This window comes from Gemmobacter sp. 24YEA27 (assembly GCF_030052995.1).
GTDB lineage: Bacteria > Pseudomonadota > Alphaproteobacteria > Rhodobacterales > Rhodobacteraceae > Pseudogemmobacter.
Window position 1 is genome coordinate 3,064,391 of the sequence record NZ_JASJPW010000001.1, and the last position, 24,768, is coordinate 3,089,158.

The 24,768-nt window shown below is 65.2% G+C and carries 22 protein-coding genes and 2 pseudogenes; 4 read left to right on the forward strand and 20 right to left on the reverse strand.

Annotated features, from left to right (window positions below):
* Positions 1-154: 154 nt before the first annotated feature.
* The 19 genes and pseudogenes from recN to QNO18_RS15340 form a co-directional block, all read right to left on the reverse strand.
* A complete protein-coding gene (gene recN / locus QNO18_RS15250) occupies positions 155-1,798 on the reverse strand; it encodes a DNA repair protein RecN (protein WP_283178355.1) in 1,644 nt (547 codons plus the stop codon).
* A gap of 65 nt (positions 1,799-1,863) precedes the next feature.
* The gene (locus tag QNO18_RS15255) at positions 1,864-2,724 is read right to left on the reverse strand and encodes an outer membrane protein assembly factor BamD (protein WP_198838888.1); all 861 of its coding nucleotides are present in this window, start codon (positions 2,722-2,724) and stop codon (positions 1,864-1,866) included.
* Between the two features lie 245 nt (positions 2,725-2,969).
* A complete protein-coding gene (gene lpxC / locus QNO18_RS15260; protein WP_283178356.1) occupies positions 2,970-3,914 on the reverse strand; it encodes a UDP-3-O-acyl-N-acetylglucosamine deacetylase in 945 nt (314 codons plus the stop codon).
* 242 nt (positions 3,915-4,156) lie between these two features.
* Positions 4,157-5,965, reverse strand: a complete 1,809-nt coding sequence (gene ftsZ / locus QNO18_RS15265) for a cell division protein FtsZ (RefSeq protein WP_283178357.1) — start codon at positions 5,963-5,965, stop codon at positions 4,157-4,159.
* A 260-nt stretch (positions 5,966-6,225) separates the two neighbouring features.
* Complete coding sequence (gene ftsA, locus QNO18_RS15270) at positions 6,226-7,560, reverse strand: cell division protein FtsA (protein ID WP_283178358.1); 1,335 nt, start codon at positions 7,558-7,560, stop codon at positions 6,226-6,228.
* Positions 7,557-8,042 carry a cell division protein FtsQ/DivIB gene (locus tag QNO18_RS15275; protein WP_283178359.1) on the reverse strand — a complete coding sequence of 162 codons (486 nt, stop codon included), beginning with the start codon at positions 8,040-8,042 and terminating at the stop codon, positions 7,557-7,559. The genes ftsA and QNO18_RS15275 overlap by 4 nt, the downstream gene beginning before the upstream one ends.
* Positions 8,027-8,521 carry a hypothetical protein gene (locus QNO18_RS15280; protein WP_283178360.1) on the reverse strand — a complete coding sequence of 165 codons (495 nt, stop codon included), beginning with the start codon at positions 8,519-8,521 and terminating at the stop codon, positions 8,027-8,029. The genes QNO18_RS15275 and QNO18_RS15280 overlap by 16 nt, the downstream gene beginning before the upstream one ends.
* Positions 8,509-9,425: pseudogene (locus tag QNO18_RS15285) on the reverse strand (D-alanine--D-alanine ligase). Before QNO18_RS15285 ends, QNO18_RS15280 begins: the two are co-directional and overlap by 13 nt.
* Before the next feature lie 102 nt (positions 9,426-9,527).
* Entirely contained in the window at positions 9,528-10,460 is a 933-nt protein-coding gene (gene murB / locus QNO18_RS15290) for a UDP-N-acetylmuramate dehydrogenase (RefSeq protein WP_283178361.1), read from the reverse strand.
* 67 nt (positions 10,461-10,527) lie between these two features.
* Positions 10,528-10,905 (reverse strand): hypothetical protein, encoded by a 378-nt coding sequence (locus QNO18_RS15295; protein WP_283178362.1) that lies wholly within the window; start codon positions 10,903-10,905, stop codon positions 10,528-10,530.
* A gap of 68 nt (positions 10,906-10,973) precedes the next feature.
* Positions 10,974-11,219, reverse strand: a complete 246-nt coding sequence (locus QNO18_RS15300; protein WP_233093075.1) for a DUF2484 family protein — start codon at positions 11,217-11,219, stop codon at positions 10,974-10,976.
* A 67-nt stretch (positions 11,220-11,286) separates the two neighbouring features.
* Positions 11,287-11,616 carry a hypothetical protein gene (locus QNO18_RS15305; protein WP_283178363.1) on the reverse strand — a complete coding sequence of 110 codons (330 nt, stop codon included), beginning with the start codon at positions 11,614-11,616 and terminating at the stop codon, positions 11,287-11,289.
* Between the two features lie 10 nt (positions 11,617-11,626).
* Entirely contained in the window at positions 11,627-13,054 is a 1,428-nt protein-coding gene (murC, locus tag QNO18_RS15310; RefSeq protein WP_283178364.1) for a UDP-N-acetylmuramate--L-alanine ligase, read from the reverse strand.
* Positions 13,051-14,144 (reverse strand): annotated as a pseudogene (locus QNO18_RS15315) (UDP-N-acetylglucosamine--N-acetylmuramyl-(pentapeptide) pyrophosphoryl-undecaprenol N-acetylglucosamine transferase). Before QNO18_RS15315 ends, murC begins: the two are co-directional and overlap by 4 nt.
* A complete protein-coding gene (locus tag QNO18_RS15320) occupies positions 14,141-15,304 on the reverse strand; it encodes a putative peptidoglycan glycosyltransferase FtsW (protein ID WP_283178365.1) in 1,164 nt (387 codons plus the stop codon). Before QNO18_RS15320 ends, QNO18_RS15315 begins: the two are co-directional and overlap by 4 nt.
* A gap of 208 nt (positions 15,305-15,512) precedes the next feature.
* Complete coding sequence (locus QNO18_RS15325; protein WP_283178366.1) at positions 15,513-16,205, reverse strand: hypothetical protein; 693 nt, start codon at positions 16,203-16,205, stop codon at positions 15,513-15,515.
* A complete protein-coding gene (locus QNO18_RS15330; RefSeq protein WP_283178367.1) occupies positions 16,142-16,531 on the reverse strand; it encodes a glycosyltransferase family 2 protein in 390 nt (129 codons plus the stop codon). Before QNO18_RS15330 ends, QNO18_RS15325 begins: the two co-directional genes overlap by 64 nt.
* A gap of 114 nt (positions 16,532-16,645) precedes the next feature.
* The gene (locus QNO18_RS15335; RefSeq protein ID WP_283178368.1) at positions 16,646-16,780 is read right to left on the reverse strand and encodes a hypothetical protein; all 135 of its coding nucleotides are present in this window, start codon (positions 16,778-16,780) and stop codon (positions 16,646-16,648) included.
* Entirely contained in the window at positions 16,741-17,208 is a 468-nt protein-coding gene (locus QNO18_RS15340; protein ID WP_283178369.1) for a cytochrome b/b6 domain-containing protein, read from the reverse strand. Before QNO18_RS15340 ends, QNO18_RS15335 begins: the two co-directional genes overlap by 40 nt.
* 222 nt (positions 17,209-17,430) lie before the next feature.
* On the opposite strand from QNO18_RS15340, the gene QNO18_RS15345 reads away from it, so the two are divergent.
* Genes QNO18_RS15345 through QNO18_RS15360 form a run of 4 tightly spaced genes read left to right on the forward strand, consistent with a single transcriptional unit; the run spans position 17,431 to position 23,588 of the window.
* Positions 17,431-19,149 (forward strand): AMP-binding protein, encoded by a 1,719-nt coding sequence (locus tag QNO18_RS15345; protein WP_283178370.1) that lies wholly within the window; start codon positions 17,431-17,433, stop codon positions 19,147-19,149.
* Complete coding sequence (locus QNO18_RS15350) at positions 19,146-19,397, forward strand: phosphopantetheine-binding protein (protein WP_283178371.1); 252 nt, start codon at positions 19,146-19,148, stop codon at positions 19,395-19,397. The genes QNO18_RS15345 and QNO18_RS15350 overlap by 4 nt, the downstream gene beginning before the upstream one ends.
* Before the next feature lies 1 nt (position 19,398).
* Entirely contained in the window at positions 19,399-19,665 is a 267-nt protein-coding gene (locus QNO18_RS15355) for a condensation domain-containing protein (protein WP_283178372.1), read from the forward strand.
* Entirely contained in the window at positions 19,647-23,588 is a 3,942-nt protein-coding gene (locus tag QNO18_RS15360; protein WP_283178373.1) for an amino acid adenylation domain-containing protein, read from the forward strand. The genes QNO18_RS15355 and QNO18_RS15360 overlap by 19 nt, the downstream gene beginning before the upstream one ends.
* A 27-nt stretch (positions 23,589-23,615) precedes the next feature.
* Here QNO18_RS15360 and QNO18_RS15365 read toward each other — a convergent pair whose 3' ends face one another.
* Positions 23,616-24,467: an alpha/beta hydrolase-fold protein gene (locus tag QNO18_RS15365; RefSeq protein WP_283178374.1), complete on the reverse strand. Its 852-nt coding sequence runs from the start codon at positions 24,465-24,467 to the stop codon at positions 23,616-23,618.
* Positions 24,468-24,768: the final 301 nt, after the last annotated feature.

The window sequence follows — 24,768 nt, forward strand, 5'->3', positions numbered from 1 at the left end:
GCGGTCAGGATGGATTTCAGGGCAGTCATGTCTTGGCTCCGAAGGATATAGGCCTCCCGGTGGTAAGATAGCAGCGCGGCACTGCGGCGAGAAGCCTCAGCCCGGCAAAGCCGTTGGTTGCGGGCTGCATGTCTGACCTCGCGTCAGGGGGAGGTCAGGCGCTGATCAGGCTGCGCGCGGCCTCGCGGGCGGCGTCAGAAATAGTATCACCCGAGATCATGCGGGCGATTTCCTCGACGCGCTCGGTGTCGGAAAGCGCCACCACCGTCGAGAGGGTGACGTTATTTTCGACCCGCTTTTCCACCCGCCAGTGATGTGCGCCAAGGGCCGCGACCTGGGGCGAATGGGTGACGACCAGAACCTGAGCCTCATCTGCCAGAGCGCGCAGGCGCCGGCCGACCGCATCGGCGGTGGCACCGCCGACACCGCGGTCGATCTCGTCAAAGATCAGCGTGAGGCCGGTGGCGCCGCCGGTCAGGCAGACTTTCAGCGCGAGGAGGAAGCGCGACAGCTCGCCCCCGGAGGCGATTTTGTTCAGGGGGCCGGGCGGCGCGCCCGGGTTGGTTGCCACGGTAAAGGTGACCTGATCCTGGCCATCGGGGCCAGGATCTGCGCCGGTGATCACGCTGCGAAACACCGCGCGCTCCATCTTCAGCGGCGCGAGTTCGGCGGCCATCGCGGCATCGAGCCGCTCGGCCGCCCGCTGCCGCAGGCCTGTGATCCGGACGGCCTCGGCCTGATAATCTGCATCGGCTTTGGCCAGCGCAGCAGCGAGGCGGCCCAGCCCGGCCTCGCCCGCATCAAGCGCCGCGAGACGGGCGGAGAGATCGACAGCATGGCGCGCCAGATCATCCGCCGGGATACCATATTTGCGTGACGCGGCGCGGATCGCGAAGAGCCGCTCTTCGGCAGATTCGAGCGCCGCCGGGTCGAAATCCAGCGCCTGAAGCGCAGCCTCCACCCCGGATTGCGCCTCGGAAAGCTCGATCATCGCGCGGGACAATGCGGCCAGCGCCTCGTCGAGACGGCCCGCCGCCTTGTCAGCCGCCGCCTCGAGCCAGCGGGTGGCATCGCGCATCCGGCCCTCGGCGCCCTCTTCCGACAGCGCCCCAAGCGCCTTGGCGACATCTTCGCGGATACGGCCCGCAGCCTGCATCAGCCGCCGCTTCGCATCCAGTGCTGCTTCTTCGCCCGGTTCGGGCGCGAGCTTTTCCAGCTCGGCCACCGCATGGCGCAGAAAATCCTCTTCGGTCTTGGCCCGGGCAATCTGCGCCTCAGCCGCCGCGATCGCCTCGCGCGCGCTGCGGCGCGCCGTCCAGAGCGCGCGCAGGGTTGCGAGATCAAGGCTGCCAAAGAGATCGAGCAAGGCCCGGTGTCCGCGCGGGTTCAGGAGCCCGCGATCGTCATGCTGACCGTGCAGTTCAACGAGCGTTTCCGACAGGCCCCGCAGCACCTCGGCCGAGACGCGGCGGTCATTGGCCCAGGCCTGGCGGCGACCATCGGCATGGGCCAGACGACGGAGAATAAGCTCGCCCTCGGTTTCCACGCCGGCCTCTTCAAGGATCGCATGGGCCGGATGCCCGGCGGGCAGATCGAAAATGGCCGTGACCTCGCCCCGGTCGGCGCCCTGCCGCACCAGATCGGCGCGGCCCTTCCAGCCCAGCACCATGCCAAGCGCATCAAGCAGGATCGACTTGCCCGCCCCGGTCTCGCCGGTCAGCACATTGAGCCCCGCGCCGAGATCCAGCGTGAGGCGGTCAATGATCAGAATGTCGCGAATGTCGAGCGAGATCAGCATGAGAGGATCAGCATTTGAGGACTGGCCTTGATCGGAGGGGACGCATCACGCCCCCTGCCCGACCGTTACAGCCACTCACCACGGACCATCTGACGATAAGCCTTCGACAGCCAGCTGTCGCCTTTGACCTCGGGCGAGAGGCCTTTGCCTTTCAGCAGATCATAGCCGTCCTGGTAGAAGGGCGAGGACTGGTAGTTATAGCCGAGTATCGCACCGGCAGTCTGTGCCTCGGCTTCGAACCCAAGCGCCAGATAGCATTCGATCAGACGATAGAGCGCCTCGGCGGTATGCGTCGTGGTCTGGTAATCCTGCACCACGGTGCGGAAGCGGTTCAGCGCGGCGGTGTAGTGACGGCGCTTGAGATAATAGCGCCCGATCTCCATTTCCTTCGCCGCGAGATGGTCGAAGGCGAGATCGAATTTCATGATCGCCGAAGTGCTGTATTCGCTGTCCGGATAGCGTTCGATCACATCGCGCAAGGAGACCAGCGCCTGATAGGTCAGGCCCTGGTCGCGGCCGACATCCTCGATCTGATCATAATAGCTGAGCGCCATCAGATAGGCCGCATAGGGCGCATCTTCATCATCTGGGTAGAAATCGAGGAAGCGTTGCGCCGCGGCGCGTGCCTCTTCGTATTTCTTCGTCTTGTGATTGACGAAAGCCTGCATGATCAGGGCGCGTCGGGCGAATTCCGAATAGGGATAAAGCCGTTCAACTTCCTGGAAATACATCAGGGAATCACCGGCACGGCGGGCTGTTTCCAGCTCCAGCTCGCCCTTGCGGTAGATTTCCTCGGCATTGAGGGCCTCGAGCGACTCGGTCTTTGAAGCTTTGCCGCCACCGCAGGCCGAAAGCGACACCGTGAGCAGCAAGACTGCCCCGATCTTCAGCGCCGGAATGCCTGATCCCGGTCCCTTGCCTGCCATCTTCCGCTTATCCAAACCTGACTTCCTTGCCCGGATCCGCCACGTCGCGACCGGGATACACCCCTGCCCCAGACCGATGGACCCGGTTTACCCGGGGCTCATCCTGGCGATTTGCCTGTGTCCTAGCACAGAAAAATCGGTTGCGCAAAATGCCTTTCTTATCCGCCATAAAGCCGCCTGCCTGTGGGGTGAGGGTCGCCGAACTGCCACTTTGCAAGGCCGGCCCGCCCCTCTGCGGCGCGCAATCAGGCAGCGCGGCGGCGCGAGGACGGCAGATCTCCGCGATGAACGCCGATTCCAGGCAGTTTCCCGCCGATGCCGCTGCTGCATTCCTCGATCCGGAAATTGGCCGGGTCGGCGAACAACGCGCGCAGGAGGCGGTTGGTCAGCGCGTGACCCGCACGAATGCCGGTGTAACGCCCGAGAATCGGACCGCCGGCAAGCGACAGATCGCCCACAGCATCGAGCATCTTATGGCGCACCGGCTCGTCCTCATGGCGCAGACCGCCGGGCGAAACCACACGGTCACCGTCAAACACAACGGCATTGTCCAGCGTGCCACCAAGCGCGAGGCCACGCTCACGCATCGCATCGACATCGGCCTGACGGCAGAAGGTGCGGCTGTCGGACAATTCGCGCACGAAAGCGCCGTTCGACATGCGCAGATGGCGTTCCTGGGTGCCGATTGCGGCCTCAGCGAACTCGATGCGGAAGTCGATTTCCAGCATATCGGCGGGCTCAAGACGGGCAATCGCCTCGCCTTCGCGCACTTCAACCGGTTTCAGCACGCGGATGGCGCGGATTTCCGACGCCTGTTCGCGAATGCCGGCCGCCAGAAAACCCTGCACAAAAGGCTCGGCCGAGCCGTCAAGGATCGGCACTTCGCCGCCATCAATCTCGATCAGCGCGTTATGGATCGCGCAGCCGGCAAGGGCCGCGGTCAGATGTTCGATGGTCGAGACCGAAACCCCATCGGCATTCTCGACAAAGGTGCAAAGCCGCGATGGCGTCACCGCCGACCAGATCGCCGGGATATCGGCGCGCTGCCCGCTGGTTCCGGCCAGAATATCGGTGCGGCGAAACCAGATGCCGTGATCGGCCGGAGCCGGGCGCACCGTCATGCGCGCAGACTGCCCGGTGTGGAGACCCACGCCGCTGAAGCTGACTGCCGTGTTCAGTGTGTTTTGCACCCTGGTGCCTCTTTCTCTCGCCGTCTGGTCCTGCATCAGGACAATCAGAACGGGTCCGCCGCATTCCGGGCTCTGGGAGAACCCCCACGCCTTCGTTAAGATTAGTTAGTAAATGGTGAGGGGGATCACAATTCACCTTTTGCAACGGTTTGTGACACTGTTTGCGACTGCGGCAAGACGATGATTTCAAAAGAAAAAGGGCCGGTTTCCCGGCCCCTTTGTAACATAGGATTCTGCTCGTTTCAGTTGGCCTGTCTTCTGAGGAATGCAGGAATCTCGATCTTGTCCTGATCGTTGCCGGTCTCGCCTTCGTCATCATAGGCGGTGACCGGAGGTTGTTGACGATGCGACTGTGCGGGGCTGCGCTCGGCCTGGGTGCCACTTTCGAGATGGCCGGCCATGCGGTTGATCAGCGAGCCGATGCCAAAGCGCGGGCGCGCGGCCTGCGCAGGTTCCTGGGCAAGCGGCTGTTGTTGCGGCTGCGCCTGACGCGGGTTTTTCTGCACCGCATTGGCCAGACGGGCCAGCGCGGCCGGGGTCGGCGTGCCGGGCACATGCGGGCGCGGTGCGACGAAGGAGCCGGCTTCGGCCTCAATCGAAGCGGGCGTCGGACGGGCCGAAGTCATGCCGGCCTGGCCAGCGGCCGGACGCGGGCGATAGACCGGCGGCGGCACGTCGTTCACGTGGCCGTGGTGGTCTTCGTTCTCATAGCGCGGCTGAAAATCATGTCCATGGGTCTCGCCGGCACCGAAAAGATCTTCGGTATGCGCGGCGCGCGGCGCCGCAGCAGGCTGGGCGGGCGCGTAGGACGGAGCGGGCGCGTAAGCCTGGGGCGGTGCCGGGGCATAGGCCGCAGGCTGCGGAGCCGGCTGGTGCGCAACGGGTTGCGGTGCTGCCGGAGCGTGCGACATCGGCTGCATCGGGGGTTGCGCGGCGGGCTGCCAGTTCTGCTGCGGGGCGGCGGCGGCCGGCACGAAGGCCACATCCGGCACATCGCTGTGTCCGGCGCCATGGCCCGGCTGCAGTTGCAGCGGCTGCGCCATCGGGCGACGCGTCAGGGGTTGTTCGGGCTTCAGCTGCTGGCCCGCGTCGATTCCGGTGGCCACGACCGAGACGCGGATGCGCCCTTCCATCGTATTGTCCAGCGTCGAACCGACGATGATATTCGCTTCCGGATCGACTTTCTCGCGGATGATATTCGCGGCTTCGTCCAGTTCGAACAGGGTCAGATCATGGCCGCCGGTGATCGAGATCAGCACGCCTTTGGCGCCATTGAGGCTGATTTCATCGAGGAGCGGGTTGGCAATCGCCTTTTCGGCTGCCTGAACAGCGCGGTCATCGCCATCAGCCTCACCCGTCCCCATCATCGCCTTGCCCATCTCATCCATCACCGAACGGACATCGGCGAAGTCGAGATTGATGATGCCCGGGCGGACCATCAGATCGGTCACACCTTTGACGCCCTGATAGAGAACGTCATCGGCCATCGCGAAGGCTTCGGTAAAGGTGGTACGGTCATTCGCCAGACGGAACAGGTTCTGGTTCGGAATGATGATCAGCGTATCGACGACCTTTTGCAGCGCCTCGATACCCTCTTCGGCCTGACGCATGCGCTTGCCGCCTTCAAACGAGAAGGGCTTGGTCACGACACCGACGGTCAGAACGCCCAGCTCACGCGCGGCCTGCGCGATGATCGGCGCGGCGCCCGTGCCGGTGCCGCCGCCCATGCCGGCGGTGATGAAGCACATATGCGCGCCGGCCAGATGGTCGACAATCTCTTCGATGGTTTCTTCGGCGGCGGCAGCCCCAACCGACGGACGCGCCCCTGCGCCAAGCCCCTCGGTCACCTTCAGACCCATCTGGATCCGGGCATGCGCCATGGACTGCTGAAGCGCCTGGGCATCGGTATTCGCCACGACGAATTCGACGCCTTCAAGCTGCTTGTCGATCATATTATTGACCGCATTACCGCCTGCCCCGCCCACACCAAACACGGTAATGCGCGGCTTCAGCTCTTCCCGCTGGTTCGCCATCGTCAGATTGAGTGCCATGGTTCCGCCTGTCCGTTTTTTCCCAGGTCAACATCAAGGTTATCGCCCGTAAACCTTAATGAGCCGTTTTTGTGATCGTTACGCGCGAGGTATTCTTTTCAGCTCTGTCTCATCCGTCCCGGGGCGAGACACACCGATTTGCCTCCGAGTCTATCGACATCGGCCAGGGAGGTCACGGAAAAAATAACTTACTCCCACAAAATATGGGGTATTCGTCGCCCCGATCGGCGGGATTTCGCGAGTGACGCTGTATCCTGGGGTTACCAGTTGTCCTTGAACCATCTGAATGCCCTGCGCAAAGATCTCGCCGGATAGCGTTCGGCGGGAACTTCAAAATCCCACCACTCATCCTGAGGATGTGCCGCAAAGAGACAGAGCCCCACCGCCGAGGCAAAAGCCGGCCCGGTCGCAGCCTGCGGCAGACCCTGGACCCGCAGCGGGCGGCCCAGCCGGACGCGCTGCCCGAGGATCCGGTTCGCGAGCATATCGAGCCCCGGGATCTGGCTGCCGCCCCCCGTCAGCACGATCTGCTGCGACGGCAGATGGTCGAACCCGGCGGCATCCAGCACCGTGCGCGCCTCTTCGAGGATCTCCTCGACCCGGGGGCGCATGATGCCGATCAGTTCGGTGCGGGAAATTCGGCGGCGGTCTTTCTCCCAGTCGCCGCTTTCGCCGCCGAGTTCAATCATCTCACGGTCGTCCATGCCGGTCGCAAAAAGGCCGCCATGCCGGGTCTTGATCTTCTCGGCATCCGCCGTCGGAATATAGAGCCCTTTGGAAATATCCGCCGTCACGTGATCGCCGCCCATCCGCACAGAATCGGCATAGATCATGTGCTTTTTCATGAAGATCGAGACGCCGGTCGCGCCGCCACCCAGATCGATACAGGCGGCACCCAGCTCCTGCTCGTCCTCAACAAGGCTCGAGATTGCCGAGACATAGGCCGAAGACGCGATCCCCGCCAGTTCCAGATCACAGCGCTGGATGCAGTAAAGCAGATTCTGAATCGCGGAATCTTCCACCGAAAGCAGGTGCATGTCACAAGCCAGCCGGTTGCCGATCTGGCCGCGCGGGTCGGCAAGACCCGAGCGGTGATCCAGCGCGAAATTCACCGGCTGTGCATGCAGCACTTCACGACCCGGCCCGATATCGGGCACATCACAGGAGGCCAGCACGCGGGCAATGTCATGTTCGGTGACGACATTGTCTTCAAGATCGATCTCGCCCGCCAGCCCATAAGAGCGCGGCTCGGCGCCCGAGAAACAGGCGATCACGTGATCGACACGGACATTCGCCATTTTCTGCGCCGCCTGGACGGCGGTGCGGATGGCGCGCTCGGTCTCGTTCATCACCGAGATCTCGCCGAAACGCACCCCGCGCGAGCGGGTGGTGGCGGCGCCGATGATGCGGAATTTCGACTGGCCGGCCATCGGGCCAACGCCCTCGACCTCGCGCAGACGGGCTTCGCCGTCGAATTTCAGGATGAGGCAGGCAATTTTCGAAGTGCCCACATCAAGAATGGCAATCACGCCCCGCTGCATGGCAGCCCGGCGCATGTTCCGCATGACGCGTTGGGTCTGGTAGAGGTCGGTCACAATTCGGTCTCCACGGTTTCGGGCAGGGGCTGAAGGCCTTTGGCGCGACGAAGCTCGTTCATCGCATAGGTGGTGAGGCGCAGGGTCGGACGGTTCGGCAGCCGCAGATCGACCGCCGCCAGATCGCGGGCGAGCATGTCCTGGGCCTGATCCAGGGCCAGCAGACGTTCCAGCGCGCGCACCGGACGGTCTTCGGGCAGAAGAATGCGCTGGCCGCGATCCAGCACGATGTCCCAGCGGCGCTCGCCCATGCGGACAAGGCCCCGGATCCGGGGCGCAATCGGCCCGGCGGCGGCAAGGATCTCCAGCGCCTCAGGGGCTGCGGCATCCGCCCCCTCGCCCGCGATCAGCGACAGGTCGTCGCGGTCGGCCCGTTCAAAAAGGCCTGCGACGCGGTGACCGGTCTCGTCAACCAGCGAGAGCCCGGAGGCCTGACGCCAGACGAGGACAGGCTGGCGTTCGGTGATCAGGACCGAAAGCACGCCCCCGACCGCACCCTCAATTCGGCCCCCTTGACGGCGTCCAGTTCTTCCACCCGGGCACGGGCGGCTTCGAGATCCAGGTCAAACGAGCTTTGCGGCAGGTTCAGATCCAGCCGCGCGCGCACGGCATCCGCCAGCTCGACCGAGGAGCCCTCGATCGAGACCAGCGTCACCATAAACTCCGGGCGGCTCTGGAATTTCTCTCGCAGGTCGGTAAAGACTTGGACCACGCTGTTGCGGCGCTCTTCGCCCGACATATAGACGCCGGCCATCGCCGCCACTGCAAGCACCGGCAGCCCGACCCGCAGGAAAGCGCGCAGGTAAGGCGTCAGCATCACCCGCTGCATCCGATAGGCCCAGAGCGAGGGCGACGGATCATGCGCGACCTTCTGGCGCGTCAGCGGCGGCTCGGCGCGACCAAACCCCGGCTGGCGGCCATGGCGCGCAGGGCGCAGGCGAAAGGGGATCAGCGATCGCATGACGCATCCTCGACCAGCCAGGAGCAGAGCTCGGGGAAGGAAATCCCCTGATACGCCGCCTGTTCGGGCGCGAGCGAGGTCGGTGTCATGCCAGGCTGGGTATTGACCTCCAGCAGGATCAGCCCCGCAAGGCCGCGGCTTTCATCCCAGCGGTAATCGGCGCGCGACAGGCCACGACAGCCAAGCGCCCGATGCGCCTTCACTGCAATGTCGAGGCAGGCGTCAGAGATTTCTTGCGGCAGATCCGCCGGGATCACGTGGCGCGATCCACCCGCCTTGTATTTCGCATCGTAATCATACCAGCCATCGGTGACAATATCGGTCACACCAAGTGCGCGGCCCCCATCACGGCAACCGTCATCTCGCGGCCCGGCACATAGGTCTCGACCATCACCATCTCGGGCATGGTCTCTGCGAGGCGCGGCGCATTCGAGCCGGGATGGACCAGATAGACCCCGACCGAGGAACCCTCATTGTTCGGCTTCACAACATAGGGCGGCGGCAGAACATGATCGGCCTCGACCTCGTCGCGCGAAGCGATCACGCTTTCAACCACTGGCAGGCCGGCGGCGCGAAACACTTCTTTCGAGCGGGTCTTGTCCATCGCCAGCGACGAGGCCAGCAGGCCGGAATGGGTATAGGGGATACGCAGCCATTCAAGAATGCCCTGGACGCAGCCATCCTCACCCCAGCGGCCATGAAGCGCATTGAACACGGCATCCGGGCGCAGCTCGGTCAGGCGCGCGGCCAGATCGCGGCCGGCATCGACCTCGATCACCTCATAACCCGCCTCACGCAGCGCCGTCGCACATTCCGCACCCGAGGAGAGGGAAACCTCTCTCTCGGCAGACATGCCACCTTTCAGAACCGCCACGCGGGGAAATCTGCCCGATCCCGCCGCCATTTACTGCCTCTCGGGGTCTTGTTGACCCCTTTTTGTTATTCCCGGCTTTATCGCCGCTTTATCACCCGGATCCCATCCCTGGATCCAGGGCCTTGACTCTTGTCAGCGACCTGGCTCGCCAACCCGCATGATTTCCCATTCTAGCGTGATCCCGCTGGATTGGAACACCTTTTTTCGCACTTCTTCCCCAAGTGATTCGAGATCCGTGGCCGTAGCGCCACCGGTATTGATCATGAAATTGGCATGCATCGGCGACATCTGCGCCGCGCCGACCGATGCGCCGCGCATTCCGGCGTCATCAATCAGCTTCCATGCCTTCAGCTCATGGCTGTCATCCGCCCGGCCCGTCGAGGAAAACCCGGCCGGATTGCGGAAGGTCGAGCCTGCCGTGCGCTCTTTCGTGGGCTGCGAAGCGTCGCGTTTCGCGAGTTGCTCTGCCATGCGCGCGGCCAGCGCCCCGGGGTCGCCTTCGGGTGCGCGGAAGGTGGCCGAGATCAGCACGGCGCCCTCCGGCAGGTCCGACTGGCGGTAGCGCAGGTTCAGCACCGCCGCTGGCAGAATCTTTGTCTCGCCCTGGCGGGTGATGATCTTCACTTCCTCCAGATGGTCGGCGACATATAGCCCGTAACAGCCCGCATTCATCCTGACCGCGCCACCGATACTGCCCGGGATGGTGCGCAGAAAGGTCAGATCCCGCCCGACCTCGGCCGCCTTTTTCGCGACATGCGCGTCAAGCGCTGCGGCACCGGCAATCACCCGGTCGCCCTCGACTTCAATCCCGTTGAACCCGCGTCCGAGCCGGATCACCACAGCACGCAGCCCACCATCGCGGATGATCAGGTTTGAGCCGACCCCCATCGGGAAAACCGCGATCTCCGGAGGCAACGCGCGCAGAAATTCGGCCAGGTCCGCCTCATCCGCCGGCTGGAAGAACCAGTCCGCCGGGCCGCCAACCCGAAGCCAGGTCAGATCGGCAAGCGGGCGATCAGCGGTCAGCGGGCCGCGCGGGGTGGGAAGTGCCAGAGCATGTGTCATGGGCCTCAGCTATCCGCGAAGCCCGGCTTTGTGCAAGGGGGGGCCATGGATCAGCGCCGCCTGCAGATCACCCCTGGCGGCGTTTTGCCCGGATCTGCAGGACTTTCAGCACCAGCACTGTGAACACGACCAGTCCAGGCACCACCAGGGGCAGCCATGGCAGGATCTGGACAAGCACGCCCTCTCCGGTGCCGCTGCCGCCCCTGCCCCCGACGCCTTCACCGCCCATGAGCCAGACGAGCGGGGCCAGCAGCACAAGTATCCAGATCGCGAAGAAGTCGAAGATATTGCGCGCCTCGAGCGCTGCAATCGCCGGCGGCAGCGCCACAATACAGAGGATCAGGATCAGCCGCAGCGCAATGCCAGAGGCCTCCCCTCTGACAAAGGGGATCACCACCAGCAACAGCATCGCGACTGAGACCGGGATAACATAGGAGAGCGGCATGACGGACCCCGGGCTGGACACCGGCCGCAATATTGCCCGGAGCTTTGTCCGGAATATGGCTTTCCGGCTCAGCCCGTTCTGCGCATCGAACGCCAGAACCAGATCAGCGGCCAGCGCATCACACTCGCGCCCCCGATCAGGAAGACAAGGCCCCAGACCGGGCCGTTGCTCCATGTCACCCAGCCCAGCAGCGGAATGCCGATCACCACCAGCATCATCGCCGCCCGGATATGTTTGTCACGGGTGGGAAACATCGCGATCACATTGGCCAGAACCAGCCAGAGACAGGCCAGGATCAGAGAAAGGTCAATCATGGCAGCCCCGTGCGTTCGGGCGCGTTGCAAGGCGCCTTCGGTGTCAACAATGTTACAGTCAGGCCCGTCACAGGCTATCGGCCAGTGTGAGCGCAAGAATACAGAGGTGAAGGACCGCACAACCGATCCCCACCGGCATGGAATAGGCGGCGATCACGCCGATGATCAGCCCGATCCCGGGCCCGGCCGCCAGCGCAACCGCGACCAGCATCTCACCGAGACCGGCCAGATAACTGCCACTCGCAATGGTCGAGAGATAGAAAAACAGCCCCACAAACCCCGCCACGACCAGCAGGGCCAGAAGAACCGCCAGCTTCCACCCGCGCCTCCAGGCCACCCAAGCCCCTGCCGCGCTCAGCCAGGTGGCGGCGAAGAAGGCAAGGAGCAAGAGGGCCACGTCCACCCGTTCAGGCCGCCTGACCAAGCAGTTTCGCCGGCAGCCCGTTCGCCCAGGCCGAGATGGTCCCGGCGCCAAGGCAGACAAAGATATCGCCCGGCCGCGCCTGTTCGCGGAAGAGCCGGGCAAGATCCGCCTCGTCGATCACCGCCCGGGCATGACGATGGCCATGCGCGATCAGCCCGGCCACGAGATCATCGCGGCTCGCGCCCTGGATCGGGTCTTCGCCCGCCGCATAGACCTCGGCGATGCCAACCACATCGGCCTCGTTGAAACAGGTGCAGAAATCATCGAACAGGTTGGAAAGCCGCGAATAGCGATGCGGCTGATGTACCGCGATTACCCGCGCGCCTGGCGTGCCCGATACCGCCTGGCGTGCCGCTTTCAGCACGGCGGCGATCTCGACCGGGTGATGGCCGTAATCATCGATGATCGGCACGCCGTTCACCTCGCCCACCCGGGTAAAGCGGCGGTTGACGCCGGCAAAGCCTGCCAGCGCCGCGCGGATCTCTTCTCGCTTCATCCCGAGATGGCGGGCGACAGCCACCGCCGAAAGCGCATTCGACACATTGTGGTCGCCCGGCATCGGCAGCTCGCAGCCTTCGATAACCGAGCCTTCGCCCTCATTTTGCAGCTGGATATCGAAGCAGGACATGCCCTTTTCGAACCTGAGATTCACTGCCCGCACATCGGCCTGGGCGTTGAAACCAAAGCTGATCACCCGGCGGTCGGCGACGCGGCCGACCAGCGCCTGCACTTCCGGGTGGTCGGTGCAGCAGACCGCCACGCCGTAAAACGGGATATTGGAGACGAAATCGAGGAAGCCCTTGCGCAAAGCCTCGATGGTGCCCCAGTGCTCCATATGTTCGGGATCGATATTGGTCACGATGGCGATGGTCGCGGGCAACCGGTTGAACGAGCCGTCAGACTCGTCGGCCTCGACCACCATCCATTCACCGGCGCCTGCGCGCGCGTTCGACCCGTAAGCATGGATCACGCCGCCATTGATCACGGTCGGATCAAAGCCGCCTTTGTCGAGCAGCGTCGCCACCATCGTCGTCGTGGTCGTCTTGCCATGGGTGCCCGCGACCGCGATGTTTGACCGCAGGCGCATGAGTTCTGCCAGCATCTCGGCGCGGCGCACCACGGGAAGCTTACGGCGGCGCGCCTCTTCCAGCTCCGGGTTGCCGCGTTTGATCGCCGAGGAAATCACCACGACCGAGACGTCTTCGCCGATATTCTCGGCCCGCTGCCCTTCATGGAATTCCGCACCGAGGGCCACCAGCCGGTCGGTGATATTCGACGCCTTGCTGTCCGAGCCCTGCACCCGGTAGCCCAAAGTCAGCAGGACCTCGGCGATGCCCGACATGCCGATGCCGCCGATGCCGACGAAATGGATCGGCCCGAGCTCCAGCGGGAGTTTGGTTGCGGCGTTCATCTTTTATCTCCTGCGAGCTCTTCGACCAGCGCCACCAGAGTTTCGGTCGCATCCGGGCGGCCACAGCTCAGCGCATTGGCGGCCATCTGCCGCGCGCCCCGGGATTTCCGAGGACGGCGGCGACTTGCGCGCTCAGGCTGGCGGGGTCAAGCAATTTCTCAGGGATCAGCACCGCTGCCCCTGCGTCAACCAGGCCGCGCGCATTGGCGGTCTGGTGATCGCCCGTCGCGGCGGCAAAGGGGATCAGCACCGAAGGGCGCCCGATCACCGAAATATCCGCCACCGATGAGGCGCCGGACCGCGAGATCACCAGCTGCGCCTCGGAAAGCCTGCGGGGAATATCGTCGAAGAACGGCCTGATCTCGGCGCGGATCCCGGCCTCGTAATAGCCGGCCTGCGCCCGTTCGGCATCCTCGGCCCGGGCCTGATGCGCCACGCGCAGATTGTCGCGCAGGCGCCCGGGCAGCAAAGCGAGTGCCGCTGGCACCACATCCGAAAGGATGCGCGCGCCCTGGCTGCCACCGATCACCAGCAGGCTCATCGGGTAGTCACCCGGCTCGATATAGGGGGCGCCGGCGCGTTCCAGGACGCTCGCGCGCACCGGATTGCCGACAGGCTGGCCCTCGACCCCCTCCGGCAAAGCGGTCGGCCAGGTGCCGCAGGCGACAAGGTCAACGCGTTTGGCAAAAAGCTGGTTCACCCGCCCCAGCACGCCGTTTTGTTCATGGATCATCCGGGGCCGGCGCAAGAGGAACGCCGCCGACAGCGCCGGTATGGTCGGATAGCCGCCAAAGCCCACCACAATGGCGGGCTTGTCGGACAGCATTTTCACCGCCGCCCCGATCACCCCGCCCGCGATGCGGAAGGGCGCTGCCAGTTTCGCCACCGCGCCGCCGCGCGCGAAAGTGGCCGAAGACACTTTCTCGACAACCACCGCTTTGGGAAATCCGCCAGCATAGCGCGTGCCGCGCTCATCGGTCGAGAGCTTCACCCGCCAGCCGCGTGCCAGCATGGCTTCGGCCAGGGCCTGGGCGGGGAACATATGTCCGCCGGTGCCCCCGGCCGCGATCAGCAGCAAAGGCGCCATCAGCGCCTCCGCCCGAAGAGTTCCGCCATCCGGTCGCGCGGCCTCGTGCGGGTCAGTGCCAGAAGCATCCCCACCGTGATCCCGGCGGCGATGATCGAAGAGCCCCCGTAAGAGACGAAGGGCAGCGTCATGCCCTTTGCGGGCAACAGACGAACGGCAACGCCCATATTGATCATGGCCTGGACGCCGAAGATGCAGGCAAGGCCCGATCCGGCAAGGCGGGTGAAAGTGTCGCGTTCGGCGGTCAGCCGCACCAGCGAGCGCACCACGACGATCCCGAACAGCGCGAGGATCACGAGGACGAGCACAAGGCCGTATTCCTCGGCCGCGACCGCGATGATGAAATCGGTATGCGCATCGGGCAGCGACCATTTCACCTGGCCCTCACCGACGCCGACGCCGAAGAAACCGCCTTCCTGGATCGCGTTTGCCGCATAGCCAAGCTGGGTGCGCGGGTCGACATCCGGGGACAGGAACCCGTCGATGCGGCGGGCAAAGTGTTCAGACGCGCCATAGGCGGTAAAGCCGCCGAATGCGACAATGCCGATCACGCTTGCAATCAGCACCATCGGCGCTCCGGCGATGAAATAGATCACGCCCCAGGAGAAAACGATCAGCGCGGACTGCCCGAAATCGGGCTGCATGGCCAGAAAACCGACCACAAGCCCAAGGATCCCGAAGGAAATCAGCTTGCCGGGTGGCCCGTTGATATCCTGGGCCGCCGCCATCATCCAGGCGGTGACGATCACGAAACCGGGCTTGAGAAATTCAGAGGGTTGCAGCGAAAAGCCGCCCAGCGACAGCCAGCGAATGGCGCCCTTGCCGTGATCCTGACCGACGAGAGGCAGCGCCATGACAAGCACCAGCGCGATCACGAAACCAAGGATCCCAAGCCGCCGCACCACCGCAGGCGACATGGTCGAAATCGCCAGCATCACCACGAGCGCGATACAACCGAAAATCGCCTGACGCTGCACATAGAAGAACTGGTTCAGCTCGTTCCGGCTTGCAAGCGGCACCGAGGCCGCAAGGCCCAGCAGCAGCCCGATCCCGAACAGCATGAAAACCGAACACATGGTCCAGCGATCAACCGTACGCCACCAGCGCGGCAGCACAGGCTCGCGTACAGCAACGGGTGAGGAACCATAGACCATCTCAGTCATGGGGAGCCGCCTCGATAAATCGGTAAACCGAATTTCTGCCTCTGGCCCGGGTGTCCCCCGGGTCCGTAATGTGAAACTCTACCGGCAAAGAGGCCGGAAGGCCAGCGAAAATCCGGCCGGATTGTGGCGGCATCTGCTGGCTTTTACCTGGCAGGCGGGGGTCGCCCGGCGCCATGTCTCAGGTCGCTTCAGCCCGGCCCGTTTGACGTCAGGCCGCTTCGTCAGGGTCGCTCGCCAGATGCTGATATTGCTGCAGGAGACGCAGATCTCCCGCAGGGCCAAGAGCCTGGCTGCCGGCCGCATGCAGGCAGGCCGCCCAGAGCCGATAGCACCCGGCCTGCCGGATCAGCTGGTCGAAGCGCGCGCGATGCCAGGCGACCGCCGCTTCATGTAAAGAGGCCACCCCCGGAAGCGCCATCAACGCGGCGACCTCTTCGGCCAGCGGCGCCGCAAGCGCGAGCGCTGCGCTATTTTCCTGGCTGTTGAAATTGCGCTCGACCCAGTAATGCAGGTCGATCTCTTTCTGGCTGCGATTGGGCAGGCCGCGATCTGACTTGACCACAAAAGCCGCAGCCGAGCGCAGCGAATAGTGGTGCATTTCGGCAAGGTCACGATAGCCGGTCAGCGGGATCAGGGACAGCCGGCCGTCCTGGCTCAGGACAGGAGACAACGCGCGGCCGCTGCCATCAACCCAGGCTGCAGGCCCCTGCCCTGCGCGGCGCTGTGGACGATGCACCCCCGGGCGCTGAAACGCCGCTGGCCGGAACAGGCTCTTGAACATCGTGGCCGCAACCGGATGCATCATATCGGGCGGCGCCGAGCGGAGAAACTGCGCCGTCACCGGCCGCTCTTCGAACCCTGCGATACCGCCCGCACCGAACAGACGCCAGGCCAGGGCCACCGCCTCCGCCCCTCGGGCAATGCCGCGATCAGATCGGCAAAGCGGCCATTGCCGCAATGGATCACCGGGAATTCATCGACATCCGAGATCAGCATCCAGTCGGCGGCCTTGCGCTCCGGCCCGGCCCAGATCGCCTTGAGCGCGCGCCATTGCACGCTGGCAGCTTTGCCTTTCGCAGAGGCCAGCGCGGCCATCGGCGGCTGCGGCAGATGGCGCAGCACGCCTGCCTCGGCCAGGGCGTCCAGCAGCCGGTCGGTCCCATCGCGACAGTCATTCGAGGCGATCAGAAAATCGCTCGCCCGAGCAGCCGGTGCCAGGCGAGCCATTCAATCAGATAGGGCCCTTCATCGCGGACCGAGGTGGCACAGAGAATACGCATCTTTCATGCGTCGCGCAGATCCGGCGGCGGAGCAAGCCCCCCTCGCCCGGGCCGCGCGCCCTCAGCCGTCACGCAGGGCCTTTTTGCCGGCCATTTTCGCCAGCGTGCCGTCTTTCCACATCGCCTCATGCAGGCCGACCATCGCGATATGGCCGATCAGCAGCGCGCCAAAGACCCAGCCCAGTTCGCCATGCACCGCATCCCGAAAGTGACCATCCAGGCAATGGGCTCTTCGCGGGTCGGAAACAGCGGGAAGCCAAAGGGCGAAAAGCCGCGCCCCGAGCCGAAAGCCCGCGCCAGCGCCGCCAGCGGCACGATCAGCATCACCAGGTAAAGGATGCCATGCCCGGCTTTGGCCGCGATGCCGATGAACCCGCGCCCATGATCGGGCCGGCGCCCGGCATTCGCGAAAGCCCAGGCCACCCGGATCACGATCAGCACGAAAACCGCAGTTCCAACCGGCCCATGCGAGCCGACAATGGCGCTTTCCCTAGGCGAGACGCCAAATCCCACCTTGAGGATCATCGTCATGAACTGCCACAGCACCAGGGCCGCGATCGACCAGTGCAGCGCACGGGTCACTTTGCCATAGGCGCGGGGCGTGTCTCGCAGGGGGAGCCTCATCCGGGTCATGCTCGTTATCTGTTTCACCTGGTCTCGCAGCGCGGGTGTTCCGTTCAGGGTTCTGGCCGCGCCTTTCTTACCGCCTAAGGGATAATGCTGCACCTGCCAACCGCCAGAGGTAAAGTTGACTATTTTTCCAGGTGGCTTTATCCCGGCGCCACGAGCGTCATCCCGGCCCGCCGGACATGCCGCAAAACGCCGTCACTGTTCCGCAGGTGCGCCATGACCGAAGCCCCCCGTCCTGATGTGGCCCGTCCTGATGTGGCCCTGCCAGATGTCGCCACTCCCGAAGTTGCCGCGCCACACCAGACCTGGCCCGCAGATCTCGCAGCGCGCTACCGCGAGAAAGGGTATTGGCGCGGCGAAACCTTCGGCACCCTGTTGCGCCGGCTCGCGGCTGAACACGGGCCACGGATCGCCGTGGTCGGAGGGGAAACCCGGCTCAGCTATGCGGATCTGCTGACCGCCGCCGAGCAGGCGGCACGGGGCTACCTGGCGCTTGGCCTGCGGCCTGGTGAGCGCGTGGTGGTGCAGCTTCCGAATATCGCGGGCTTCTTTCCTTCGGTCTTTGGCCTGTTTCTGGCCGGGCTTATCCCGGTCTATGCCCTGCCCGCGCATCGTCGGACGGAGATCTCGCATTTCATCGCCCGCTCGGATGCGAAAGCGCTGGTGATCGCCGACAGCTGGGAGGGGTTTGATTACCGCGCCCTCGCCCGTGAGCTGCGCGAAGAGGCCGCAGGCCTCGAGGTCATTGTGATCGGCGAAGCGCAGGAATTCACCAGCTTCGCAGATCTTGGCGCATCAGGTGAGGGCGCATCAGATCAGGACGCAGGCGCGCTGCCTGAGACCGATCCGTCCCGGGTCGCCTTCATGCAGATTTCTGGTGGCACCACGGGGCTTTCGAAACTGATCCCGCGCACCCATGACGATTATATCTACAGCTTCCGCGAAAGCGCGGTGATCTGCGGGCTGACCCCAGACAGCGTCTATCTCTGCGCCCTGCCGGTCGCACATAATTTCCCGATGTCCTCGCCCGGCGTGTTCGGGGCGCTGTCAGTGGGCGCGAAAGTGGTGCTCTGCCCCAACCCCGCCCCCGCCACCGCCTTCCCGCTGATCGAGGCCGAGCGGGTCACCATCACCGGCCTTGTGCCGCCGCTGGCGCTTTTGTGGATGCAGGCGGCCCCCGGAAGCACGCATGACCTTTCCAGCCTCGAAGTGCTGGGCGTGGGCGGCGCGAAATTCATCCCCGAAGCGGCGGCGCGGGTGCGCCCCACTCTGGGCTGCACGCTGCAACAGGTGTTCGGCATGGCCGAGGGGCTGGTGAATTATACCCGCCTTGATGACCCGGAAGAGATCATCATCTCGACGCAGGGCCGCCCGATCAGCGAGGATGACGAGGTGCTGGTTCTGGATGATGAAGGCCAGCCGGTCGCCCCGGGCGAAGCGGGCTACCTCCACACCCGTGGCCCCTACACGATCCGCGCCTATCACAACGAGCCGGCGGCCAATGCCCGCAGCTTCACCCCCGACGGGTTCTACCGCACCGGCGACATGGTGAAGCAGCTGCCCGGCGGTTACCTGGTCGTCCAGGGCCGCGCAGGCGACCATATCAACCGCGCCGGCGAAAAGATCTCGGCCGAAGAGATCGAGGATCACCTGCTGGCCCACCCGGCGGTGTTTGACGCTGCCGTGGTCTCGATCCCGGATGCTTTCCTGGGCGAGCGCATCTGCGCCTTTGTGGTGGTGAACCCGGGCGTTGAACGGCCAAAGCCCGCCGCCGTGAAGGCCTTTGTCAGGGGGCGCGGTATCGCCGCTTTCAAAGTGCCCGATGAGGTGGTTTTCGTGACGGAATTCGCCACCACCGCCGTTGGAAAGATCAGCCGCAACAAGCTGCGCGCCGGGCTGCGCGCGCGCTATCTGGAAGAAGAAGCCGCAAAATGACTGTTTCCGGTGAGACTGTGACCCTTGAAAATATGCGGGCCGATATTGCGCGGCTGATCGACCTTGAACCCGAAGAGATCGGCAATGACGATCACCTGCCCGATCTGGGGCTGGATTCTCTCCGGCTGATGCGGCTCGTGAGCGCCTGGGAACAGGACGGGCTGAAAGTGGATTTCGCGGTCTTCGCCGAAAGCGCGACGCTCGGCGAATGGTGGGAGGCGATCTCGCACCTGCGGGCGGCTGGTTGAAATGGCACAGGATGTTCAGGACACGCGCCCGCTGACCGAGGCGCAGGAGGGGCTGTGGTATTTCCAGGCGCTCGATCCGGCCAATCCGATCCTGAATACCGGGCAATATCTCGAGCTGACCGGCGCCGCTGATCTGGCGGCTTTGCGCGAGGCGGTGGCGCGCACGGTGCAGGAGACCGAGGCGCTGCATCTGCGTTTTCGCGCGGCCCCCGCGGGCCGGAGCAATGGCTGGCCCCCGGCGGCATCACCTTGGGCGAGGTCGATCTGACGGCCCATCCGGATGCCGGGGCCGAGGCGCTGGCGCGGATGCAGGAAGACAGCGCCCGCCCCCTTGATCTGGCGCGAGAGCCGGTGGCGGCCTTTACCCTTTTCCTGCTGCCAGACCGGGTGTTTCTCTATGAACGCATCCATCACCTCGCGACAGATGGCTATGGGATGGTGCTGGTTTCGAACCGGATCGGCGAACATTACGGCCATCTGACCGGCGCAGGGCCGGCGCCGCTGCCCTTCCCGCCGCTGGCGCGCGCGGAAGACGAGGATGCGGCTTACCGCACCGGCCCGCGCCGGGCGGCGGATGCGGCCTGGTGGAAGGCAGAGATGACCGGCGCGCCTGTGGTGACAAGCCCGGGCACGCTTGCGGGCGAACGCGCTGTCAGCGCCCATGATTTCCGCCGCGAAAGCCTCTGGCTGCCGGGCACGCTGACCAGACGGCTGGCGGCGTTCTCCGAGGAACATGACCTCGGCTGGCCCGATGTGCTGACCGCTTTGACCGGCGCCTGTCTCGCGCGCTGGTCGGGGGTGGATGGTGGCGGGGGCGAGGCGGTGATCGGCATGCCCTTCATGGCGCGGATGGGACGAAAGATCGCCCGGCTGCCCTGTATGGCGATGAACGTCCTGCCGCATCGGATCCGCCCCGAGGAAGAGGCACCGCTGGCGGAATGGCTGGCAAGCGAGGCGAGGCGGATGCGCGAGGCGCGCAAACACGGGCTGTACCGCTCGGAACAGCTGCGCCGCGATCTGGGGCTGATTGGCGGGGTAAGGCGGCTGCACGGGCCGCTGGTCAATGTGCAGCCCTTTGACCGGCCTCCGGTTTTCCCGGGGCTGGATTGCAGGCTGCATATTCTGGGCGCCGGCGCGGTCGAGGATCTGACCTTTACCTTCCGGGGCGATCCCGATGCGGGGATCCTTTTTGAGACCGACAGCAATCCAGGCCTGTACAGTCCCGATGAGACACAGGGTCATGCATTGCGGCTGGTGGCTTTCCTGGAAGGAGCACTTGCGGCAGAGCGGCTGCGGGATGTGCCTTCGGCCAGCCCGGCAGAGATCGCGGCGCAGGAGGCAAGAGCGGCGGCGAGCCGTTGTGATTTGCCGGACACCACGCTGACCGACCTGATTGTTGCACAGATGCAGGCGACACCAGAGGCGCCGGCGCTGCGTTTCGGCGCGACAGGGTTGAGCTACGCCCAGCTTGATGTGGCGAGTGCCGCACTTGCGGCTAAACTGCGCGCGCGGGGCGCCGGTCCGGAACGGATCGTCGCAGTGGCGATCGAACGGTCGCTGGAACTCTCAGTGGCGCTGATCGCGATCCTGCGGGCCGGGGCCGCCTGGCTGCCGCTCGACCCCGATCACCCGCCAGAGCGCCTGGCCCGGATCATCGCCATGGCACAGCCGGTGCTGGTCATGACCAGCGAGGCAATCGCGCCGCTGCTGCCGCAGGATGCCCCGCTTTTCCGGCCTGTGGACTGGCCTGCAGACCGTGCCACAGACTGGCATGAAATCTGGCCCGCAGATTTGCCCCGAAATCAGACGGCCGGCCCGATCCTGAATCCCGGCTCAGGCCCGGGCGACAGCGGTGCGACAGCGGTGAAGCATCCCGGCTCTGCCGGGATGCTTCCGGGGGGGGCAGGGGGGGCTCTGCCCCCCCTGCCCCCCCCCGCGCCAGGCCCTCAGGCCGCAGCGCCACGGGCCAAAGGCGGCCCGGCCAGCACTGAAATCGCGCGGGAAACAGCGGTCCATTTTGGTGCCGCAACCCTCTCACCCGCGCTCTCCGAAACTCCGGCACCCGCCGCCTCCGGTGACGGCCTCGCCTATGTCATCTACACCTCCGGCTCTACCGGCGAGCCAAAAGGTGTGATGATCGAACACCGCGCCATCGTGAACCGCCTGCTCTGGATGCGTGATCACTACGGCATCGGCCCCGGCGACCGCATCCTGCAAAAGACCCCTGCAACATTCGACGTCTCGGTCTGGGAGTTCATCCTCCCCTATATTTCAGGTGCCGAACTGGTCATGGCGCCCCCTGACGCCCATCGCGACCCGTCGGAAATCGCACGGCTGATCCGCGACCACCGGATCACCACGCTGCATTTCGTGCCCTCGATGCTCTCGGCCTTCCTTGCCGCACCCGCCTCAGAGGGCCTCGCCATCCGCCGCACCTTCTGTTCCGGCGAAGAGCTCACCGCCGATCAGCGCGCGCGCTTTCACCGCCGCATCACCGGCGAATTGCACAATCTTTACGGGCCGACCGAGGCTGCGGTCGATGTTTCCTTCTGGCCCGCAACGCCAGAGGACCAGTCCAACCCGCTGCCGATTGGCTGGCCGGTCTGGAACACCTCTTTGCCGGTGCTGGATGAATACCTGCGCCCGGTGCCTGCCGGGATGCCCGGCAATCTTTACCTCGGCGGCGTGCAGCTGGCGCGCGGCTATCTTGGCCGCCCGGATCTGACAGCCGAGCGATTCATCGAAGACCCGCGCCACCCCGGCCAGCGGCTCTATGCCACCGGAGATGTTGCGAAAACCCGGGCTGATGGGGCGGTTGTCTATCTCGGGCGCTCGGATCACCAGGTCAAGATCCGGGGTCTCCGGATCGAGCTGGGTGAGATCGAGGCCGCGATCATGGCGACCGGTCAGGCGCGCGAATGCGTGGTGCTGGCGCGCGAAGACCGCGCCGGGGAAAAGCGCCTCGTGGCCTATCTTGTGCCCGAGCTGGCACCCGAGACCGGCACGGCGGCAGACTACCGGCCGGGCAGTCTTGCGCCTTTGCTCGCAGCCCGCCTGCCCGCTTACATGGTGCCTGCGGCCGAGATCGCGCTGACCGCTCTTCCCGTCACATCGAACGGCAAGCTTGACCGCAAAGCACTGCCTGCACCCGAATTTACCGCCTCGGGCCGCGCGGCCGGGACCGGGGCCGAGCGCCTTCTCGCCCGGCTCTATGCCGAGGTCCTGCATCTCGACGCCCCGGCCCCGGCCGAGGCCGATTTCTTCGCGCTTGGCGGCGACAGTCTGTCGGCCGTGCGCCTCGCGCTGCGGATTGAGGAAGAGACCGGGCGCGCGCCTGGGCTTGGCACGATTTTCGGCGCGCCGGTCCTTGATATGCTGGCGGCAACGCTCGACGCGGCTGGACCGACCGATGACGGGCTCAGGTCACTGATCCGGCTGGCGCAGGGCAACCCCGGCAAAGCGCCTCTGTTCCTGATCCATCCCGCAGGCGGGCTTGGCTGGGGCTATCGCGCCCTCGCCCGTGCGCTTGCGCCTGACCGCGCGGTCTATGCGGTACAGCATCCGGGGCTTGATCCGGCGCAGCCGCTGCCCGACAACCTCGGGGCCCTGGCGGCGGATTACGCGGCGCTGGTGGCGCAGGCACAGCCCGAAGGCCCGATCCACCTTGCGGGATGGTCTGTGGGCGGCATCATCGCCCAGGAAATGGCGGTGGAGCTGGCGCGAACGGGCCGTGAGCCCGGGCTCGTGGCGCTGCTCGACAGCTATCCGACCGATGTCTGGCGCGACGAGCCGGAACCCGATCCGGCGGCCGCACTCAGGGCGCTGCTGGCAATTGCCGGGCATGACCCCGAGGCGCATCGTGACCTCGACAGCCGGGACAAGGTGGTCGCGTTCCTGCGCGCCGGAGACAGCGCCATGGGCGCCCTGCCCGAAGAAGTGCTCAATGGTGTCGTGCGGCTGGTGACGGATACCAATCGTCTGGTGCGCAGCCATCAGCAGCGGCAGTTCGCAGGCCAGATCACCCATATTCGCGCCGGGCACGACCATGCCGGGCGCGATCTCACCGCCGCGCTCTGGGCGCCCTATGTCGGCCAGACAGAGATACTGGAAGTCCCGTTCCTGCATTCGGAGATGATCTCGCCCGCCGCAGTTGCCCTGATCGCACCGGAACTGGCAAAACGGATGGGCTGACCGCCCCTCCGCTTCAGCCCATTCGCTTCAGCCCAGTGCGAAAGGCAGCGCGAGCGGCAACGATCCCGCGATGGTCTGGATATGCGCGTGATCGGGCAGAACATGGATTTCCGGCGCGAAACCGGGATGTTCGGCGAGGCCCTTCACGAAATCCATCGTCGCAGGCGCGGGCCCGTCGGGCGGCGGGCCAGAGGCGCCGCTGCGCTTTTCCTTATCGCCCAGTGCCATCATCAGCGCCGGAGGGGTGTCGAGCTTTGCTGCCCCCGCCGCAACCCGGCGGATCAGATCCTCATCCCACCAGATCGACGGGCTGATCGCGGCATAGCGTGCAAAAGCCGAAGGCCGCGTCAGCGCCGCGTAAAGCGTGAAGAGCCCGCCGAAGGAATGGCCCCAGAGGCTGCGGCGCGCGGGGTCGACCGGCAGGCCATCTTCCGCCGCCAGACGCAGATCGCCGGTCAGCCGGTCGAGAAACTGCGCCGCGCCCCCTGCCATCCGCCCCTCATGGACATGATCCGGCCGGATCCCGTCCCCCGGCCCGTCCGTCGCCGTAAAGTCCGGCGCGGTGAAATCCAGCGTCCGGCGCTCGCGCGAGAACTGGCGGTCGGTATCATACCCCACCCCCACCAGCATCAGCCCGGGCACCAGCGCCAGATGGTCTTCCGTCAGGAAATCAAAGGCCGCATTGCCGTCGAGCATATACAGCACCGGCCAGCCCGCCGCCGGCGCCATGCCCTTCGGGACCGCGAGATAAAGCCGGTGGCCTGGCCCGGTCTTCACGGTTTTTTGCGACAGGCTGTGGCTGGGAAGATCGGCGTCCATGATCTTCAGCTCTGCCGGTTTTCGGGCATGATCGGGGCCGGTCTTGCCGTTTACAGACATGGTATTCTTCCTCTGGCAGGGGAAAACACAGCAATCGCGCCACATCAGCCGCCGATAACCGCGGCAGGCACATAGTCAGGCGCATCCTCCTCTGCCAGTTAGCCCCGGGCGAATTAGTTGACAATCCCTCTCAAGAATATACTGCTGCACCGGAAGACCGGCGTCAGACCGGATGGGGGCGCGGCAACAATTTCGCGGCCCGGTATCCTGTCTGACCGATTGTCTCCTGTCTGACCGATTATTGCCTGACCGATTGCAGCCCTGATGACGACACCCGGAACACCACCCGCTTCAGATCCTG

Bases quoted from the DNA above. Each gene is read 5' to 3' on its own strand.
- QNO18_RS15365 (WP_283178374.1), bottom strand. From the start codon at position 24,467: ATGTCTGTAAACGGCAAGACCGGCCCCGATCATGCCCGAAAACCGGCA.
- QNO18_RS15295 (WP_283178362.1), bottom strand. From the start codon at position 10,905: ATGCCGCTCTCCTATGTTATCCCGGTCTCAGTCGCGATGCTGTTGCTG.
- QNO18_RS15340 (WP_283178369.1), bottom strand. From the start codon at position 17,208: ATGAGGCTCCCCCTGCGAGACACGCCCCGCGCCTATGGCAAAGTGACC.
- QNO18_RS15320 (WP_283178365.1), bottom strand. From the start codon at position 15,304: ATGACTGAGATGGTCTATGGTTCCTCACCCGTTGCTGTACGCGAGCCT.
- QNO18_RS15355 (WP_283178372.1), top strand. From the start codon at position 19,399: ATGGCACAGGATGTTCAGGACACGCGCCCGCTGACCGAGGCGCAGGAG.
- QNO18_RS15300 (WP_233093075.1), bottom strand. From the start codon at position 11,219: ATGATTGACCTTTCTCTGATCCTGGCCTGTCTCTGGCTGGTTCTGGCC.
- murC (WP_283178364.1), bottom strand. From the start codon at position 13,054: ATGAACGCCGCAACCAAACTCCCGCTGGAGCTCGGGCCGATCCATTTC.
- recN (WP_283178355.1), bottom strand. From the start codon at position 1,798: ATGCTGATCTCGCTCGACATTCGCGACATTCTGATCATTGACCGCCTC.
- murB (WP_283178361.1), bottom strand. From the start codon at position 10,460: ATGACACATGCTCTGGCACTTCCCACCCCGCGCGGCCCGCTGACCGCT.
- QNO18_RS15350 (WP_283178371.1), top strand. From the start codon at position 19,146: ATGACTGTTTCCGGTGAGACTGTGACCCTTGAAAATATGCGGGCCGAT.
- QNO18_RS15330 (WP_283178367.1), bottom strand. From the start codon at position 16,531: ATGGCTCGCCTGGCACCGGCTGCTCGGGCGAGCGATTTTCTGATCGCC.
- QNO18_RS15280 (WP_283178360.1), bottom strand. From the start codon at position 8,521: ATGCGATCGCTGATCCCCTTTCGCCTGCGCCCTGCGCGCCATGGCCGC.
- QNO18_RS15345 (WP_283178370.1), top strand. From the start codon at position 17,431: ATGACCGAAGCCCCCCGTCCTGATGTGGCCCGTCCTGATGTGGCCCTG.
- ftsZ (WP_283178357.1), bottom strand. From the start codon at position 5,965: ATGGCACTCAATCTGACGATGGCGAACCAGCGGGAAGAGCTGAAGCCG.
- QNO18_RS15255 (WP_198838888.1), bottom strand. From the start codon at position 2,724: ATGGCAGGCAAGGGACCGGGATCAGGCATTCCGGCGCTGAAGATCGGG.